Genomic DNA, 17,908 nt, shown 5'->3' on the forward strand with positions numbered 1-17,908 from the left:
CTTAGAAATAACTCAATTTCGCTGTTTTATCTCACTATCCTAAGTATACTTATTAATGATACGTAGCTTCCTATAATATATATTATGACGGGGGCGTTAAAAGAAAGCAACTATTATTCAATCCGATATCTATATTGCCCTGCTTTTGCACGCTCCACATCTATAAACTGCACGCCATACTCAATCACATCATTTATATACAACTGATTATCCTTGGCTAACGCTCGCACGCTTTCCAGCAACTGCTTATCATACGTCGTTTTATACTGGATTCGGTCTTTAGGTCGCGTTTCTTTATTGAATGTAATTGCATCTTGCTGCAATACGTCTTTTAATCCATCTTCAAGCAAATAATTCACAAACGTTCCGTGCTGATCTGCTTGCTGTTTTAGTTGCTCCAAAATCTCTTTGCTAATCGAAGTTCTAAATTTAACACGCGTCTCATCCGAAGTTTGTCTCAGCATTCCATTTTCATTGACCCACATAAGTCCAACAACTCCTTAATCATTAGTAAAACCGGCAGATTGTTAGGCATCCGCCGGCTGTTCGCATCTCTGTTCGCATACCCGTAAAAACGGCACTTTTCGCATCAAAATTCCTTTTTGAACACGATACTCACTTTGCTGTAGTCCATTTTTTCCTCATAAAAATGATGTGCACTAGTACGTTGCAACCCTGAAGATAATGCAATCGATTCGTAATTGTGTTTTTTACCCCATTGCTCAACATGTGTAAGCAACTTATCGCCATAGCCCTTAGATCGAGCTGATTTGTCCGTCACTAAGTCACACACCCATAATGAGCGCCCGTAATAGAGTGTAATCATCGGTTTAAAGCCAATAACCGCTTTTAACTCGCCATTATCCCGTAATCCGAGCATCTGGTAACGTTCTTTTGCTTCAGACTCATACACGAGTTCCAAGTACTCTTCCAGATCTAAATGTGTACGAAGCTGATTCATAATCGGAAAAGCTTCAATCAGTTCTTCTTCATTTGTCAGTGGAGCAATTGTAATTTCATCCATAGGAATCGCCTCCGGAACCCCGTCACTTAGTGCACTAGGGTTTCTTTCATTGTTCCACGACTCTCATTGACAAGCAAGCCCTTTTTCAAATGGAGCACCCGATCCCCTAATTTTTCAGCCTCTGATCGGCTATGAGTCACTATAAGGAATGGGATTTTCCATAATTCGTGTAACCGAAGTAACTCATCTTGACACTCTTCACGCGTTTCTTCATCCAAAGCGGATAATGGTTCGTCCAATAGAAGCAAATCAGGCTCTGTGGCAAGCGCACGAGCAAGAGCAACCCGTTGTTTCTCCCCGCCAGAAATCTGATGAGGATACTTGTCCAACAAATGGCTAATGCCAAGCACCGTCAGTAATTGTTCGATGATAAAACCTGTCGTCGCAGTAGTCTGCTTATGAAGGCCGTAGTAAATATTGCGCTCGACTGTCATATGTGGAAACAACGCATAATCTTGAAATAAGTACCCAATATTACGGGATCGCGCGGGTAACGAGTTCTTTTTCCCACTAAAAAAACTCTTTCCATTGAGCGTAATAATTCCGCTGTCGGGTTCAGTCAGTCCAGCGATTGCTTGCAAAATAGACGTCTTCCCCGCTCCTGAAGACCCCGCCAGCACAATAATTTCGTTATGTGCTTGAAAACTGACATCTAGCTCGAAATGATTTAAGCGTTTCCTGATTGATACGTCTAACATAGAATCACCCGCCTATCGTTTTTCGGAAGCAAATCGCCTCAAGTTCCGTTTACTCCACCAGTTTAACCATAAAATTGTACTGAAACCGAGCGCTGTAATAATGACAACCCAAAACGTCGCTTTCTCCATCTTCCCCGCTTCCACAGCAAAATAGATTGCCATTGGAATCGTATCCGTCTTACCTGGTATGTATCCAGCTAGCATCAGCGTTGCACCGAATTCTCCAAGTCCTCTTGCAAAGGAAAGAACAAGTCCCGCCAACAATCCCGGCCATGCAAGCGGAAACGTGATGGTTCTAAAAACCCGCCACTCAGAAGCCCCCATCGTCCGCGCCGCATCTCCTAACTTATTGTCTAGACTATCAAAAGCTGCTGCTGCACTTTGGTACATGAGAGGAAAACTGACGACGACAGATGCAATGACTGCAGCCGTCCAAGTGAACACGATTTGGATATCGAACGTTTCGAGTAACCAGCTACCAATCCAACCCTTTTTTCCGAATAAAATCAGCAAACCGAAGCCTACAACAGTCGGTGGTAAGACGAGCGGTAAAAGAAATAGTGATTCAAATATCGATTTCCCGAAAAATTGCCGTTTCGAAAAAAGGTGTGCCAGAAACACACCAAGCACGAACACGATAGCCGTGGAGATGACCGCCACCTTTACAGAAAGTAATAAAGGACTTAAATTCATATTGTCTACCTCCTTTTCTTACTTAAATCCGTACTTTGCTAGCGTTTCTTGACCTTGATCCCCTAATAATGCATCGAAAAACTGTTGTGCTTCCTCTACGTGCTTGGACTCTTTCAAAATAGCACCAGGATAGACAATCGGCTCATGCCAGCTAGGATCTGATTCCGCGATTACTTTCACTTTATCAGAAATAAACGCATCACTCGAATAGACAACACCGTAATCCGCATTCCCGAGTTCAACTTGCGTAAGCACTTGTCTTACATCTGAAGCAAGAACCAGCTTATCCTGCATCGGCTCCCATAATTTCAAATGCTCAAATACTTCTTTAGTATAACGACCAACTGGAACGCTTTCTGGTTCACCAATGACGAAATGATCAATAGAAGCAGGGTCAATCTCTTCGAAACTAGTAAGTGATGACTCTGAATCTTCATTTGCTATCAAAACTAACACATTTTCCGTAAAATCTGTCCGTGTTGATGCATCTAGTAAATCTTTATCCTCAAGAGTATCCATATCTTTTTTACTTGCAGATAAAAACACATCGGCAGGAGCTCCATTTTCAATTGAAGTGGCAAGCTTTCCAGAGCCGCCATACATGAACGTCAACTCTACGTTCTTATGCTCTTTTTCATAAGTTTTCTTAAAGTCATCCAATGCATCCGTTAAACTGGCTGCTGCAGAAATGTGAAGTTCCACTTTATCCGTTTTACTAGTTCCATTACCTTCAGATGCTGGATTGTTATTTGAACAACCCACCAGTACTAGTAGTAAGGTTGCCATAATAATCCCGATACGTATTTTATTCAAACCGCTCTCCCCTTTACCATTTATATTTAATTATAACTACATATAACTAGTTATAACATAAGGGAACTCTCTTTATCTATTTATAATTAAATAATTCTAACTATTGCTCGTTATATCTTGTTATATCTTATTATATCTATTGCAATAATTCTAAAAATAAGAGAAGATAGAAGATAGAAATGGGGGTATGTAGGTTGAATTCACACGATAAAGTTTCGTATACGACCGAAGATCTCGCTGACTTGCTTCAAGTCTCCAAGTTAACCGTGTATGACCTTATTAAAAAAGGGGAAATCGTTGCCTACCGAGTTGGTAGACAAATGCGAATTGACGCGTCTGACTTTGAAGCGTATAAAGAGCGTATGAAAGGTGGAACCGATCGCCCTGTTGTGCAACCAACTCCTCCACAAGAATCTGAATCAGAATCTGTTGTACCAACTATCTTAAAGAAACAGTCTATCCCCCATCTCCCACAACCACGTACCTTGCAACACGTAATCATCAGCGGTCAGGATGTAACACTCGACCTTTTGGCAAACGCAATCACAGCTACATCTAGTAACTATCGAACTCTTCGTTCTCACACTGGCAGTTTGAACAGTTTGCTCGCACTCGTTCAGGGAGAAGCAGATCTCGTCAGTACCCATCTTTTTGATGGAGATACAGGTTCCTATAACATACCGTACATTCGAAGGATCCTAATTGGACGCGAATATACTGTTGTTAACTTACTCTCCCGTTCAGCCGGTTTTTACGTACAACCAGGAAATCCAAAGAATATTAGGAGTTGGCGTGATTTAAACCGTAAAGATATTCAAATCGTCAATCGTGAACTAGGATCTGGAATTCGAGTATTAACGGATGAACGACTACGACTGGAAGGCATTCTACCAAAGACGATATCAGGCTATGAGAATATCGAAATGAACCACTTAGCGGTAGCAAGTAAAGTTGCAGCCGGAGAAGCAGATATTGGTGTTGGGATTGAAAAGAATGCACACCTAGTGAATGTAGATTATATCCCCATGACGGAAGAACAATATGACCTAGTCATGATCAAGCGTGAAGACAACCAAGCATTGCGCGAAACAGTTTTGAACATCTTGCAGTCCGAGTCTTTCAAGAAAGAACTCTCTTCTATTCACGGATATGACTTCTCTCAAATGGGGCGAATTTTATACGATACCCCATAAAGCACTCTTTCTAATTAGAAAGAGTGCTTTATTCTCAACTTTACATAATACTATTATTGTAACTTAAAATGTCACACTCCCCTCCTACACCAATCATCGAAATTTAAAAACGAGTTTAATTCTTTACCGACCGTTCTTAAAATGATATCTTTAGAATGAAATTTAGTAAGTGGTTCTATAAACTTTGAAAGTGAGGGATAAAATGGCTAGAAGCAAAGAATTTAATGAAAATGAAGTATTGCAGAAAGCCATGGAGCTCTTTTGGAAGCAAGGTTATGAGAAAACTTCAATGCAAGATTTAGTTGAGTATATGGGAATTCATCGCCGTAGCATTTATGATACGTTTGGAGACAAGCATTCATTGTTCGTGAAAACACTGCAACGCTATGACAACCAAATCGAGGCAAAAATCACTACTCACGTAAATACACAGGAGTCTCCTTGTAAAGCGATCCGCCAGCTGTTCATGTTAGCTATATTGCGTGATGAACTTGAGCCTGTAGGTTGTTTAGCCGTGAATTCTGCTGTAGAACTTTCCTTGCATGATTTTGAAGTGAGAGAACTAGTATCCAATAGTTTTTCTAAAACAGAGCAGCTTCTATACGCTCTAGTACAGAAAGGTCAAAAAACTGGTGAAGTATCCTCTCAGTTTGAAGCGAAAAAACTTTCAGATCTGCTTCATAATTCCTTAGTTGGATTGCGTGTCTTGGCGAAAACAACAAACGACAAGAAAAAACTTGAAGGCATTATAGATATGACACTTTCTATGTTAAAGTAATTTCTTTTATACCTATTTTAGAATGCTCGTTCTTGAACAGGTCTTCTCAACCCATTTCTAAGCTACACCTACTATAATAGGTGAAAATACACCACCTAAAAACCAATGGAGGTTGACAACATGAAATCGTTCGTACTTAACGAATATGGGGACTTTCCTTTACACTCTACATTAATTCCTGTGCCAGAAATTAATGAATATGAGGTACTTGCTGAAATTCGCTCTGCAAGCGTGAATCCACTAGATTCCAAGATCAGAAAAGGTGAACTCAAGCTTATCCTGAAATATGATATGCCTTTAGTCCTCGGAAACGATTTTGCTGGAATTGTAACGAAAGTAGGTGCAAAAGTAACCCGCTTTAAAATTGGTGATGAGGTCTATGGACGTCCTCGTGACAGCAAGACTGGAACATTTGCTGAATTCATTGCAGTGCATGAGGATGATATCGCGTTAAAACCTAAAAATTTAAGTTTTGAGGAAGCGGCTTCCATCCCTCTCGTTGGATTAACATCTTATCAAGCACTCCATGACGTCTTAGGGTTGCGTAATGGACAAAAGGTATTGATCCATGCAGGTTCAGGAGGAGTTGGGACCTTTGCAATTCAACTGGCAAAGCTAATGGGAGCATATGTCGCAACAACTGTCAGTGAAGCCGGGATTGACTTGGTGAACACTTTAGGTGCTGATGAAATCGTCAACTATAAAGAAGAGCAATTCGAAGATATCTTGAAAGACTTTGATGCCGTATTTGATACTCAAGGTGGCGTAACTCTTGAAAAGTCGTTCAATGTGTTAAAAAAAGGCGGTAAAATCGTATCTGTTTCAGGATTGCCAACCGCTCGCTTTGCTAAAGAACAGGGATTAGGTTTTGTGAAAACTAAACTATTCGCAGTAGCGAGTCAGAAACTAAATAGGCTAGGAAAAAAGCACAATGTTGACTACACGTTCCTATTTATGAAATCCAATGGTGAGCAGTTGCAGCTTCTTACTCAATATATTGAATCCGGAGAAATTCTGCCGGTTTTGGATCGGGTATTCCCTTTTGAAGAAACAGCAAACGCTGTCGAGTATTCGGAGACTGGTAGAGCGAAAGGAAAAATCATTGTAAATATCAAGTAATCACTCTCTTTATGAATGCGACCTATTTGTAGTATATTTCACTCACTATGCAATATCTTTTTTAATTAATTAGAATGGTCGTTCTAAAATATATTTAAATTTAAACACCAAGGGGAATTTGATATAGGATCTTTCAAAACAAATAGCCTTCGTTTCCGGTGTAAATAGAAGCTTAGGGAGTTTTCTATATCAACTTTACATAATATTATTATGGTAAACTTGATATAAAAAAAACAGCCCTGCATTTAAGCACGACTGTTCTGACAGTTACTCTTTATTTTCATAATTCGGGCGTTCATAATGCATACGGACATCGACTTCATATTTGTTATAACGAACTTTCAGTAGCTGGAACAAATGTGTAACAAAGACTTTGAGTAACGCATAACCAGGTATCCCTAAGATGACACCCGCCACACCAAATAACGAACCTGCCGTCAACAAGACGAAAATGATGGTAATTGGATGAATATGAAGGGTTTTCCCCATGATTTGAGGTGAAATGAACTTCCCTTCAACCAACTGAACCACAGTCCAAACAATCGCAAGTTTCACAATCATGAATGGTGAAGTAACAATCGCAATGATGAGTGCCGGTGTAATAGCAATTACGGGACCGAGATATGGTACCACACTCGTGAACATGGCAAGGACACCGAGCAATAGAGCGTATTTCAAATCGATGATTAAGAAACCGATAGTCACCATCGTACCAATACACATTGCAACAAGAATTTGACCTTGGATATACGCGCTAATCTGATGGTCTGCATCACTTAAAATCGACTGGGCATCATCACGCATTCTCGGTGGTAATAACCTAATTACGTATTTCGGTAGATTATCCCCATCCTTTAAGAGATAAAACAAGATGAATGGGACAGTAACGATTGAGAGGATGATTCCAGTCAGCGTAGAGATAAACGTCGTCAAACCGGATGCAATGCCGCCAAGAGCATCTGCAACCATCTGACCGATATTTTCAAGACCCGAATCCAGCAACTCTTTCGCATTAATGTCTAACTGGTTGTAATATGGCGCAAATAAGGAATTACTGAAAAAGGAATCGAGTGTGAGAATGAGTTGATTGAAGTAAGTCGGGAACTCATCGACGAGTTTCCAAAATTGTAATTTCAAAAAAGGTAAGACAAGAAATACGAGCAATGTGATGAGTCCAACAGCTGTCAGGAAAATAATGAGGATGCCCCAAACTTTAGGGATTTTTATTTTTTCTATCAGCTTTAAGAGAGGACGCAGCAAATAATATAGAATTGTCGCTAAAATGATCGGTAACACCACTGTTGAGAACAGTACTTGAATCGGATAAAAGATGAACGATACCTTATCGAAGATCATAACGTTCAAACCGACAAGCAATACTACAAATAGTATGAAGAGTGTGGTCTTGCCTCCTAAGAACCGAATAATCCGGTTTTTAGGAGGAATACCATATTCATCATCCTGCTCAAAGTTCTCATGTACTTCCCTCTTACTAGCCAAATCCCCCACTCCTTCAAATTCTAAAGATGTTTTTCTATCAATTTGCGATGAATGAACGAATCGCCTCGTTGTTCTGCTCCAAATTCAATTCAATAACCGATCCCGCATGCGAGTAATCTGCAAACGAATATGAACCTTTTACAGGAACAGTTAGAGTTTCAATATCTGCTCCGCCTTTTACTAATAAGTTTGTAAGACGAGAGAGTTCTTCTTTAGACGTCAAATCCGTTTCAACAGTTTGAGAAATCACGCCTGCAATTTTCGGTGCGCGGATTAGCATGCTCGGTGTCATCGCCTGCTTTTTAATAGCAGACAAAACTTCTTGCTGGCGCTGGACCCGTCCAAAGTCGCCTTCAGAATCTGCACGGAATCGCGCATACCCTAACAACTCTTTTCCATTTAACTGTTGGACACCCGGCATCAGTGTAACACCGATCTTCTCAGACATTTCTTTCTTTACATCCATTTCTACTCCTTTTGGAAAGGCAGTGTCTGCGATGGTTTCGAAGTTATCAAAGTCTACGATGGCATAATGGTGTATAGGAATGTTGAACATTCCCGTGATTGTGTCCTTTGCACTTTGCACACCGCCTAAATAATATGCCGTGTTGAGCTTGTATGATTTGTATCCAGGAATATCCGCATAAATATCACGCATAAACGACACAAGTTTCATTGTTTTTTCTTGCTTGTCCCAAGAAAGGACCATCATAGTATCGGTACGGGACCTCCCGCTGCCGTCATCATCGACGCCGAGTAACAAATAGTTTTCAACAGATGACGTTGAAGGATCGAGCAAATCGCCTTCAAAACTTCCTGGCTCTATTGCATTTTTAGAAGCAATCCTTTTGCCTGCAATATATTGATATGATGAAAAAAGTCCTATTCCGACAAATCCGACTAAAAATAGAGTGACGAGTACTCTGCCTTTTCGCAATCTACGGCGTCTACGTCGTTTCGGGACTGGACCTTCATAGTGTTCTGACATTATTGTATTCCCCCAATAGTGAAGTCACAAAACAGGACGTTCTCTTGAATCGTTGGTTGCATAGTGTAACTCTATTATATCATGCGCGAACACTAGACACTAAAAGAGCGAACGACTAAGATGTAAGAATGGACTTAAAAGAAAGAAGGTAGACATGATGGAACAACTCGAAAAAGCAATATTTGCTGGCGGCTGTTTTTGGTGTATGGTCAAGCCATTTACTGAATGGGACGGGATTCATAGTGTCGTCTCCGGGTATATGGGCGGATCAGTCAAAAACCCAACATACGAACAAGTAAAAGAAGGCAATTCAGGACATTTAGAAGTGGTTGAAATCACTTTCGACCCTGCCGTTTATCCATATGAAGACTTACTGGAGCTCTATTGGCCACAAATAGACCCTACGGATGCTGAAGGACAATTCCAGGATCGAGGTCACTCGTATACTACTGCAATTTTTTACACATCCGAACAGCAGCGTCTAACTGCAGAGCACTCTAAGAACGAACTTTCGGCAAGCGGTCGATTCACAAAACCGATCGTAACAGTTATCCGGCCCGCAGAAACGTTTTATGTGGCTGAAGACTACCACCAAGACTTTTACAAAAAAGAAAAAGAAGCATATGAAGCGGACCGTGCTCAATCAGGTCGTGACGAATTTATTCAAGCTAACTGGGAAGACCGCAAGTAATGTGGTCTTCTTTTTTATCCCTCAAACCCACTTCAGTAGGTCCCCTCTTCACTCTCCCTAATACCAAACACAAACACTAAGACATTTTACAATCTATCAAGAAATGTCGAAGTCCGATGACGGTTCCTTGAAAACGCTTGTCACACTATGTATAATTATAAGTTATTATTCAAGTGTGATAATAAAAACTATTGAAAAAGGACGTGCCTTGATGAGTAAGACGACAAAAGATGACATTCGAAAATACGCCAAAGACGAGAATGTGAATTTCATCCGACTCCAAATTACTGACATTCTCGGAATGATCAAGAGCGTAGAAATACCTGTAACCCAGCTCGATAAAGCACTCGATAACAAAATGATGTTTGACGGTTCTTCTATCGAAGGGTTCACAAGAATTGAAGAATCGGATATGTATTTGATACCTGATTTAGATACATGGATGGTGTTTCCTTGGCCATCTGGTACCGGAAAAGTGGCTCGACTCGTTTGTGATGTAGCGCAAGCTGACGGAACACCATTCCCTGGTGATCCACGTGGGAATTTAAAACGCATTCTTAAAGAGATGGAAGACATGGGATTCACCGACTTTAACTTAGGACCTGAACCTGAATTTTTCTTATTTAAGCTAGATCGTCATGGCGAACCAACGATGCACTTGAATGACCAAGGTGACTATTTCGACTTTGCGCCTCTCGATCTCGGTGAAAATTGTAGACGGGACATCGTCTTGCAACTGGAAGAGCTTGGTTTCGAAGTGGAGGCTTCTCACCACGAGTCAGCACCTGGTCAACACGAAATCGATTTTAAATATGCAGACGCCTTAAAAGCTTGTGACAATATCCAAACGTTTAAACTCGTAGTGAAAACAATTGCACGGGAACACGGTTTCCACGCAACCTTCATGCCAAAGCCTATTTTCGGGGTCAATGGTTCTGGTATGCATTGCAATATTTCCCTATTCAAAGACGGAGAAAATACATTTTACGATGAAAAGGGAGAACGGAAACTAAGCGAGACTGCATATCAGTTCATGGCGGGCGTTCTTAAGCACGTCAAAGGCTTTACATCGATCACCAATCCGACCGTCAACTCTTACAAAAGACTAGTCCCCGGTTTCGAAGCTCCATGCTACGTAGCATGGTCCGCGCAAAACAGAAGTCCAGCAATCCGAATTCCCGCTTCCCGTGGACTGAGTACACGAATCGAAGTGCGATCAGTCGATTCAGTTGCGAATCCATACTTGGCATTAGCAGCAATTTTAAAAGCAGGACTAAGCGGTATCGAACAGAACCTCACACCAGGCGATCCTTGTGACTACAACATTTATGAAATGAGTGCACATGAGCTCGACGAATTAGGAATCGAAACATTACCAACAGATTTGGATCATGCTCTGATCGCACTAGACAAAGACCTTGTGATGCAAGAAGCGTTAGGTAACCACATCTATACGAACTTCAGAGAAGTGAAACAGAAAGAATGGGATAGTTATCGCATTACCGTCCATCCATGGGAAATTGAGCAGTACCGAAGAATGTATTAAAGATTAAAATCTTGCTTGAAAACAGATATATAGAAACCCGCACACTCGATTTCCATTGAAGTGTGCGGGTTTTATAATCATCAAAATTGACTGGAATACATTCTTCATAAGACGTTACAATAAAAAGAATCCAATTCCCATAATAATGTATGCTGCGAATAGAATGAGACCCTCAAACCAATTCGATTCCCCATCATTGGATAAACTGATGACAAGAAGCGCGGCGGTCACCATTGAAACCAATTCTGGAATTGTAAAGACAAGCGGCATTTGTTCTGGCATCAACATGGAAATAAGAACAAGTGCAGGTGCGACAAACATTGCCACTTGCAAGGTGGAACCGACTGCGATTTCTACAGACACGTTCATACGATTTTTCATAGCCATTGTAATCGCAGACACGTGCTCAGCAGCATTTCCGACAATTGCTACTATAATGACCCCAATAAATAATTCCGTCCATCCAAATTGCTCTCCAAGAGTCTCAAACGTATGAACCAGTCGCTCTGAAACGAATGCAACTGCTACTGTACTTAACAACAAAACCATTATGGACTTCCCTTTACTCCACTCTGGAATTTCTTCTTCAACAACTTCATCCCCTGAAGCGAATACACCTCGATGAGTAACTAATTTGAAAAATAGACCAGATAAGTAGATAGCAATCAAGATCACAGAGACTCCGATACTTAGTTGAAACGTCGTTGTAGGATTCATGGTCATCGAAAAGACTTCAGGGATGACGAACGCAACAACAACAGCAAAAATTAGTAACCCGGAGTTATAACGAGAATCCTGTAGGCTGAAATTTTGCTTTTTGTACTTCAAACCTCCTGCAAAAAATGAAAGCCCAAGTACGAGAAGTAAGTTCCCAAGAACAGACCCCGTCAGAGATGCTAAAACAATTCCGATAAGACCGGCTTTCAACGTGAAAATGGAAATAATCAGTTCAACCGCATTACCGAATGTCGCATTCAATAGTCCTCCAATTCGAGGTCCACTTACTATAGCAAGACTTTCTGTAGCTCGGCCGATGAAACCGGATAGTCCGATAATTGTAATACAGCTCAATGCAAACATTGTGAGGTCTGACCAATTTAAAAATGCCCCTAGTGCGACAATGGGAACTCCTACAAAAACTACGATTGAAAAAATACGATTCATTACAATATCCTCCTGCCATTAAAAATTTCAGTATTTCAACCTATCATTTAATTCCCCTATGGTTAAAACGACAAACCCCACACTTAGCGAACAACTAAAAAATTTCAATTTACTTGAAAAAAATTCTTGTAAATGGATGCAATGTTGCGTATTATAAAAAATTATTATGTAACTATGATAATGACAAAACTTAAAAAAGGAAGTGGCCTGATGAAGAATACAACAAAAGACGACATTCGAAAATATGTGGTAGAAGATAATGTGAATTTTGTTCGTCTACAATTCACAGATATTCTCGGAATGATTAAGAACGTTGAAATTCCCATCAGCCAGCTTGAAAAAGCACTCGATAACAAAATGATGTTTGACGGTTCATCAATCGAAGGATTTGTGAGGATTGAAGAATCCGATATGTACCTAATTCCAGATTTAAATACGTGGATGGTGTTCCCTTGGCCATCTGGAACTGGAAAAGTAGCCCGTCTCATTTGTGATGTTTCCCTAGCAAACGGCGAACCGTTCCCCGGGGACCCTAGAGGGAACTTAAAACGAATTCTAACCGAAATGGAAGAGATGGGGTTCTCTGACTTTAACTTAGGACCAGAACCTGAATTCTTCTTATTTAAATTAGACAGTAATGGTGAACCAACTATGGAATTGAACGACCATGGAGATTATTTCGACTTCGCTCCCCTAGATCTCGGCGAAAATTGCAGACGCGATATTGTCCTTGAGTTGGAAGCACTCGGATTTGAAGTGGAAGCGTCTCACCACGAGGCTGCTCCTGGTCAGCACGAAATCGATTTTAAGTATGCAGATGCGTTAACAGCTTGTGACAATATCCAGACATTCAAACTTGTTGTGAAAACAATCGCTCGTAAACACGGGCTACACGCAACATTCATGCCAAAACCAATCTTCGGTGTCAATGGTTCAGGCATGCACTGCAACATTTCTCTATTCAATAATGGTGTAAACGCATTTTTCGATGAAAGCGGCGAGAGAAAGTTGAGTAAGACAGCGTATCAGTTCATGGCGGGGGTACTTGCCCATGTTGAAGGATTTACAGCAATTACAAATCCAACAGTTAACTCATACAAACGTCTGGTCCCTGGCTATGAAGCACCTTGCTACATCGCATGGTCAGCTCAGAACAGGAGCCCACTTATCCGAATTCCAGCATCGCGTGGCCTGAGTACACGAATCGAAGTGCGTTCCGTCGATTCCGTTGCAAATCCTTATTTAGCATTAGCAGCAATTCTTAAATCAGGACTAGATGGTATTCGACGTGACCTCGATCCTGGTAAACCATGTGATCGTAATATTTATGAAATGAATGCTTCAGAACGACAAAAAGAAGGTATCGCAACACTTCCGACGGATCTAGATCATGCACTTTTAGCGCTGGGTGAGGATACAGTCATTCAAGAAGCGCTAGGTAGTCACATTTATGCGAATTTCAAAGAGGCCAAACAGCGTGAATGGGATAGCTACCGAATCACTGTTCATCCATGGGAACTCGAGCGTTATATGAAGATTTATTAATCCTTTCTAAACTATAAAAAAGCCGGACACTCTAATTTTCTAGAGTGTCCGGCTTTTAATATTATGATTCTTTTGGAACGTGGTTTTTTTTCATTTCTTCGGATTCCTTATCGGAACAAAGGACGAAGTGTTCAGGTGCGATTTCTCGGAACTCTACATGCTCATCAGAACCATAGTTATGATCTTTGGGATTGTAAGGAGTTCGTACACGTGAACGCTCATAGATTGGATCTGGAAGAGGGATTGCTGAAAGCAATGACTTCGTATATGCGTGCATCGGGTTACGATACAACTCATCCGCAGATGCCATCTCAACAAGTTTTCCGTAGTACATAACACCAATACGGTCAGAAATGTATTTTACCATCGACAAATCGTGTGCGATGAACAAATACGTCAGTCCGCGTTCTTCTTGTAAATCTTTAAGTAAGTTGACGACCTGAGCTTGGATGGATACGTCCAAAGCGGAAATCGGCTCATCCGCGATGATGAATTCGGGATCCACTGCAAGTGCTCGTGCAATCCCGATACGCTGACGTTGTCCACCTGAGAACTCGTGAGGATAACGTTCTGCGTGTTCTCTGTTAAGCCCAACTGTTTCGAGCAAAGAAATTACTTTTTCTCTCCGCTCTTTTTTAGAGTTAGCAAGACCGTGAACATCGATACCTTCAGCGATAATGTCCATTACCTTCATCCGTGGATTCAGTGAAGCATACGGATCCTGGAAGATCATCTGCATCTTACGGTTGAAATCCTTATTAGCAGCTTTTGTTTTCTTATCTTGAACGTTCACTCCGTTAAAGAGTACTTCTCCATCAGTTGCATCATAAAGTCGGATAATCGTGCGCCCCGTCGTAGATTTACCACAACCGGATTCTCCAACAAGACCAAACGTTTCACCACGGTTGATAGAGAAGCTGATGTCGTCAATTGCACGGACTTCAGAAGCCTTACCTTCATTGAAATATTGTTTTAAATTCTTTACCTCGAGTAATAAATCAGACATTACGCACGCCCTCCTGTTGCTTCATAGTATCTGCTACCCGGAAAAGTACGCATACGCTCAATGATTCCTGCAGGCGGCTCAACTTGCGGAGCTTGTGGATGCAACAACCAAGTTGCAGCATAGTGCGTATCACTCACTTGGAAAAATGGCGGTGGCTGCTCCATATCAATTTTCAGTGCATACTCACTACGAAGAGCAAATGCGTCCCCTTTAGGAGGGTTCAACAAATCAGGTGGTGTCCCTGGAATTGCATACAGCTTTTCTTCATTTAGATCCATAGAAGGCATTGAACTTAGTAGCCCCCATGTATAAGGATGTTGAGGATTATAGAAGATTTCATCAACTGTACCGATTTCAACAATCATTCCGCCGTACATAACAGCTACGCGGTCTGCAACGTTTGCAACAACACCCAAATCGTGTGTAATGAAGATGATTGACGTATCAATTTTCTTTTGGATATCTTTCATCAGTTCCAAAATTTGAGCTTGGATCGTTACGTCCAATGCAGTTGTTGGCTCATCCGCAATCAAAATCTGAGGATTACATGCAAGCGCAGTTGCAATAACGATACGTTGACGTTGTCCACCTGAAAATTGGTGAGGATACATCTTATAACGGTTTTCCGCGTTAGGAATCCCAACCATGTTCAGCAATTCAATCGCAACTTTACGCGCTTTGTCTTTGCTAACTTTTTGGTGCTTTAAAATTGGTTCCATAATTTGTTTACCGATAGTCATCGTCGGATTCAATGAAGTCATTGGATCTTGGAAAATCATCGAAATATCTTTACCACGGATTTTTTGCATTTCTCGCTCAGATAATTTTGTCAAATCTTTTCCATCAAATATAATTTCACCATTTTTGAATTCTGAGCTTGACTCAGGCAACAACCGCATGATGGATTTCGTTGTTACAGATTTACCAGAACCCGACTCCCCTACAATAGCGAGTGTCTCCCCTTTGTTTAAGTCAAAATTCACACCACGGATCGCTTTCACTTCACCAGCAAACGTATGGAAGGAAAGCTCTAAATCCTTAACTTGTAATATTTTACTCATTTTGCTTTCCTCCTATCAGTCTTTCATTTTCGGATCGAGCGCATCACGTAAACCATCACCAATTAGGTTAAAGGCAATCATTAAAATACTAATGACAAGGGATGGGAACAATAATACATAAGGTTGGAATTCCATAACTTTAAAGCCATCATTAATGAGTGTACCTAGTGAAGCAGAAGGCGGTTGTAAACCAAGTCCAATGAAACTAAGGAACGCTTCAAAGAATATTGCACTTGGAATTGTAAACATCGTATTAATGACAATAATCCCCAACACGTTGGGCAACAAATGCTTTGAAATGATCTTAGAATCATTCGATCCTAAAGTTCTAGCAGCTAAAACAAATTCTTGGTTTTTAAATTTCAGGATTTGAGCACGTACAATACGTGACATTCCAATCCATCCGGTAATGGAAATAGCGATAATGATCGCCATGAGACCTGGTTCCATGATCATAAGCATGAGAATAACAACAATCAATGTTGGAATACCGATTAAAATCTCAACAATTCGTTGCATGACGTCATCTGTTCTACCGCCGAAGTAACCAGAAATTCCTCCGTAAATTACACCAATAACCAAGTCAATCATTGCAGCAACGAATGCAATTAGCAGTGAAATTTGAGTTCCTTCCCAAAGGCGTGTAAATAAGTCACGACCTAAACCGTCTGTTCCGAACCAATAATACTCATCAACCTTTTTCATAGCATACAAATCTACTTTTTCACCACTTAAGTTCCCGACCCCATCCATAATTCCGAGGTTTTCAATCCCCTGCATTTTAGGAGGAAGGTTTGCGTGTCTTAAATTTTGAGTAGTGCCGTCATGACCGTTCAAATGTGGTCCTATTAATGCCATGATTACTACCAAAACAAGTACAACCATACTAATGATAGCTGCTTTGTTTTTACGAAGGCGCAACCAAGCATCTTGCCAGAAACTTAAACTTGGTTTCTCAATACGTTCAGCTTTTGAGCTATCAATATGGATCCGTTCAAATTGTTCTTGTGGCAGCTGTTCGATATCTTTTTTCATTATGCTTTCCCTCCAGCCACGCGGATACGAGGGTCAATGACACCATATAAAATATCCACAATAAAGATGACAACAATTAGGAATGCTGAGAAGAATAATGTCGTGCCCATAATTGTTGCAAAGTCGTTCACCATAATAGAAGAAACAAACTGCTCACCGATTCCAGGGATTGCAAATATTTGCTCAACGACAAGTGAACCTGTTACTAAACCTGCTGCTACCGGACCTAAAACAGTTATCAAAGGAATCAATGCATTTCGGAATGCATGTTTAAATGCAATTTCAAAACCATTTGCCCCTTTGGCTTTTGCAAGCGTAATGTAATCTGATCCCATAACTTCAATCATTTCTGTACGGATGAAACGTGCAGATAATGCTAGAGGTCCCATGGCTAATGCGAGAGATGGAAGGACACTAGATTTCCAGCCATCATTCCATAGTCCGACAGGTAGAAGGTGCCACTGTGAAGCAACGTAATACTGAAGAAGAGTTGCAAATACGAATGAAGGAATCGAAATTCCTAATATCGCAAAAAAGGTACTTCCATAATCCCAGAAGGTATTTTGTTTCAGTGCTGCAATCATACCGAGCAATATCCCAACTATCGTTCCGAAAACCATTGCTTGGGCTCCGAGTATAAAGGATGGTTTCATACGTGAAGCCAGTAGATCATTTACGCTTTTTCCTTTGAACGCAAATGATGTTCCTAAGTCACCTTTAGCCAAGTTCTTCATATAGATTGCATACTGAACAGGTTTGGGTTTATCAATTCCATATTTTTTCTCAACAATAGCTTTTTGCGTGTCATTCAATTTGCTGTATGACGCAATGGGTGATCCCGGTAACGTTTGCATTAAGAAAAATGTAGCAGTCGCAATGAGAAACATTGTGATGAACATATAAATTATTCGTTTTCCAATATATTTAACCATGGTGCACCTCCAGATCTATGTACCACTACTCTATGTGAAACCAATTGACGGTTAGTTTTCAGAATGAAAGCACTTACAAAAAATTCGCAATACTTGATATTATTAAAAAGAGAGCATATGGC

The 17,908-nt window shown here is 40.7% G+C and carries 18 protein-coding genes; 6 read left to right on the forward strand and 12 right to left on the reverse strand.

The annotated features are described in order from the left end of the window. Positions 1-113 precede the first annotated feature (113 nt). The 5 genes from RL70_RS11285 to modA all read right to left on the reverse strand — a co-directional run bounded on the left by RL70_RS11285 (position 114) and on the right by modA (position 3,228). Positions 114-485, reverse strand: coding sequence for a hypothetical protein (locus RL70_RS11285; protein WP_039043502.1), 372 nt, complete (start codon positions 483-485; stop codon positions 114-116). A 104-nt stretch (positions 486-589) separates the two neighbouring features. Further along, positions 590-1,024, reverse strand: a complete 435-nt coding sequence (locus RL70_RS11290; protein ID WP_039043503.1) for a GNAT family N-acetyltransferase — start codon at positions 1,022-1,024, stop codon at positions 590-592. A gap of 26 nt (positions 1,025-1,050) precedes the next feature. Then, positions 1,051-1,722, reverse strand: coding sequence for an ATP-binding cassette domain-containing protein (locus RL70_RS11295; RefSeq protein ID WP_039043504.1), 672 nt, complete (start codon positions 1,720-1,722; stop codon positions 1,051-1,053). A gap of 12 nt (positions 1,723-1,734) precedes the next feature. Next, positions 1,735-2,415, reverse strand: coding sequence for a molybdate ABC transporter permease subunit (modB, locus tag RL70_RS11300; RefSeq protein ID WP_039043505.1), 681 nt, complete (start codon positions 2,413-2,415; stop codon positions 1,735-1,737). An 18-nt stretch (positions 2,416-2,433) separates the two neighbouring features. Continuing rightward, the gene (gene modA / locus RL70_RS11305; protein WP_039043506.1) at positions 2,434-3,228 is read right to left on the reverse strand and encodes a molybdate ABC transporter substrate-binding protein; all 795 of its coding nucleotides are present in this window, start codon (positions 3,226-3,228) and stop codon (positions 2,434-2,436) included. Positions 3,229-3,422: 194 nt separating this feature from the next. Between modA and RL70_RS11310 the strand changes: the two genes are divergently transcribed. From RL70_RS11310 to RL70_RS11320, 3 genes are all read left to right on the forward strand, one after another. Further along, on the forward strand, positions 3,423-4,421 hold the full coding sequence (locus RL70_RS11310; protein WP_369795223.1) for a substrate-binding domain-containing protein: 999 nt from the start codon (positions 3,423-3,425) through the stop codon (positions 4,419-4,421). Positions 4,422-4,623: 202 nt separating this feature from the next. Next, positions 4,624-5,199 (forward strand): TetR/AcrR family transcriptional regulator, encoded by a 576-nt coding sequence (locus RL70_RS11315; RefSeq protein WP_039043508.1) that lies wholly within the window; start codon positions 4,624-4,626, stop codon positions 5,197-5,199. Between the two features lie 120 nt (positions 5,200-5,319). After that, positions 5,320-6,318 (forward strand): NADP-dependent oxidoreductase, encoded by a 999-nt coding sequence (locus tag RL70_RS11320; RefSeq protein WP_039043509.1) that lies wholly within the window; start codon positions 5,320-5,322, stop codon positions 6,316-6,318. A gap of 267 nt (positions 6,319-6,585) precedes the next feature. Here the strand turns inward: RL70_RS11320 and RL70_RS11325 are convergent, their stop codons facing one another. Next, the gene (locus RL70_RS11325; RefSeq protein WP_039043573.1) at positions 6,586-7,764 is read right to left on the reverse strand and encodes an AI-2E family transporter; all 1,179 of its coding nucleotides are present in this window, start codon (positions 7,762-7,764) and stop codon (positions 6,586-6,588) included. Between the two features lie 91 nt (positions 7,765-7,855). Next, positions 7,856-8,806 carry an LCP family protein gene (locus tag RL70_RS11330; protein WP_039043510.1) on the reverse strand — a complete coding sequence of 317 codons (951 nt, stop codon included), beginning with the start codon at positions 8,804-8,806 and terminating at the stop codon, positions 7,856-7,858. 154 nt (positions 8,807-8,960) lie between these two features. Here RL70_RS11330 and msrA point away from each other — a divergent pair, with 154 nt between their 5' ends. Next, positions 8,961-9,497 carry a peptide-methionine (S)-S-oxide reductase MsrA gene (gene msrA / locus RL70_RS11335; RefSeq protein ID WP_039043511.1) on the forward strand — a complete coding sequence of 179 codons (537 nt, stop codon included), beginning with the start codon at positions 8,961-8,963 and terminating at the stop codon, positions 9,495-9,497. Between the two features lie 211 nt (positions 9,498-9,708). Beyond that, complete coding sequence (gene glnA, locus RL70_RS11340) at positions 9,709-11,043, forward strand: type I glutamate--ammonia ligase (protein ID WP_039043512.1); 1,335 nt, start codon at positions 9,709-9,711, stop codon at positions 11,041-11,043. A 114-nt stretch (positions 11,044-11,157) separates the two neighbouring features. Here glnA (RL70_RS11340) and cax read toward each other — a convergent pair whose 3' ends face one another. Next, positions 11,158-12,207, reverse strand: a complete 1,050-nt coding sequence (cax, locus tag RL70_RS11345; RefSeq protein WP_039043513.1) for a calcium/proton exchanger — start codon at positions 12,205-12,207, stop codon at positions 11,158-11,160. A gap of 210 nt (positions 12,208-12,417) precedes the next feature. On the opposite strand from cax, the gene glnA (RL70_RS11350) reads away from it, so the two are divergent. Beyond that, positions 12,418-13,752: a type I glutamate--ammonia ligase gene (gene glnA, locus RL70_RS11350; RefSeq protein WP_039043514.1), complete on the forward strand. Its 1,335-nt coding sequence runs from the start codon at positions 12,418-12,420 to the stop codon at positions 13,750-13,752. Between the two features lie 61 nt (positions 13,753-13,813). Here glnA (RL70_RS11350) and RL70_RS11355 read toward each other — a convergent pair whose 3' ends face one another. From RL70_RS11355 to opp3b, 4 genes are read right to left on the reverse strand one after another with little or no spacing between them, the layout of a single operon-like run. Then, positions 13,814-14,758 carry an ABC transporter ATP-binding protein gene (locus tag RL70_RS11355; RefSeq protein WP_039043515.1) on the reverse strand — a complete coding sequence of 315 codons (945 nt, stop codon included), beginning with the start codon at positions 14,756-14,758 and terminating at the stop codon, positions 13,814-13,816. After that, a complete protein-coding gene (locus RL70_RS11360; protein WP_039043516.1) occupies positions 14,758-15,819 on the reverse strand; it encodes an ABC transporter ATP-binding protein in 1,062 nt (353 codons plus the stop codon). The genes RL70_RS11355 and RL70_RS11360 overlap by 1 nt, the downstream gene beginning before the upstream one ends. Before the next feature lie 15 nt (positions 15,820-15,834). Further along, entirely contained in the window at positions 15,835-16,854 is a 1,020-nt protein-coding gene (opp3C, locus tag RL70_RS11365; protein WP_039043517.1) for an oligopeptide ABC transporter permease, read from the reverse strand. Then, positions 16,854-17,786, reverse strand: a complete 933-nt coding sequence (gene opp3b, locus RL70_RS11370; RefSeq protein ID WP_039043518.1) for an oligopeptide ABC transporter permease — start codon at positions 17,784-17,786, stop codon at positions 16,854-16,856. Before opp3b ends, opp3C begins: the two co-directional genes overlap by 1 nt. Positions 17,787-17,908 lie beyond the last annotated feature (122 nt).

This window comes from Sporosarcina sp. ZBG7A (assembly GCF_000813425.1).
Taxonomy (GTDB): domain Bacteria; phylum Bacillota; class Bacilli; order Bacillales_A; family Planococcaceae; genus Sporosarcina.

Bases quoted from the DNA above. Each gene is read 5' to 3' on its own strand.
- RL70_RS11320 (WP_039043509.1), top strand. From the start codon at position 5,320: ATGAAATCGTTCGTACTTAACGAATATGGGGACTTTCCTTTACACTCT.
- RL70_RS11295 (WP_039043504.1), bottom strand. From the start codon at position 1,722: ATGTTAGACGTATCAATCAGGAAACGCTTAAATCATTTCGAGCTAGAT.
- RL70_RS11290 (WP_039043503.1), bottom strand. From the start codon at position 1,024: ATGGATGAAATTACAATTGCTCCACTGACAAATGAAGAAGAACTGATT.
- RL70_RS11315 (WP_039043508.1), top strand. From the start codon at position 4,624: ATGGCTAGAAGCAAAGAATTTAATGAAAATGAAGTATTGCAGAAAGCC.
- opp3C (WP_039043517.1), bottom strand. From the start codon at position 16,854: ATGAAAAAAGATATCGAACAGCTGCCACAAGAACAATTTGAACGGATC.
- RL70_RS11360 (WP_039043516.1), bottom strand. From the start codon at position 15,819: ATGAGTAAAATATTACAAGTTAAGGATTTAGAGCTTTCCTTCCATACG.
- msrA (WP_039043511.1), top strand. From the start codon at position 8,961: ATGATGGAACAACTCGAAAAAGCAATATTTGCTGGCGGCTGTTTTTGG.
- opp3b (WP_039043518.1), bottom strand. From the start codon at position 17,786: ATGGTTAAATATATTGGAAAACGAATAATTTATATGTTCATCACAATG.
- glnA (WP_039043512.1), top strand. From the start codon at position 9,709: ATGAGTAAGACGACAAAAGATGACATTCGAAAATACGCCAAAGACGAG.
- cax (WP_039043513.1), bottom strand. From the start codon at position 12,207: ATGAATCGTATTTTTTCAATCGTAGTTTTTGTAGGAGTTCCCATTGTC.
- RL70_RS11330 (WP_039043510.1), bottom strand. From the start codon at position 8,806: ATGTCAGAACACTATGAAGGTCCAGTCCCGAAACGACGTAGACGCCGT.
- glnA (WP_039043514.1), top strand. From the start codon at position 12,418: ATGAAGAATACAACAAAAGACGACATTCGAAAATATGTGGTAGAAGAT.
- modB (WP_039043505.1), bottom strand. From the start codon at position 2,415: ATGAATTTAAGTCCTTTATTACTTTCTGTAAAGGTGGCGGTCATCTCC.
- RL70_RS11355 (WP_039043515.1), bottom strand. From the start codon at position 14,758: ATGTCTGATTTATTACTCGAGGTAAAGAATTTAAAACAATATTTCAAT.
- RL70_RS11285 (WP_039043502.1), bottom strand. From the start codon at position 485: ATGTGGGTCAATGAAAATGGAATGCTGAGACAAACTTCGGATGAGACG.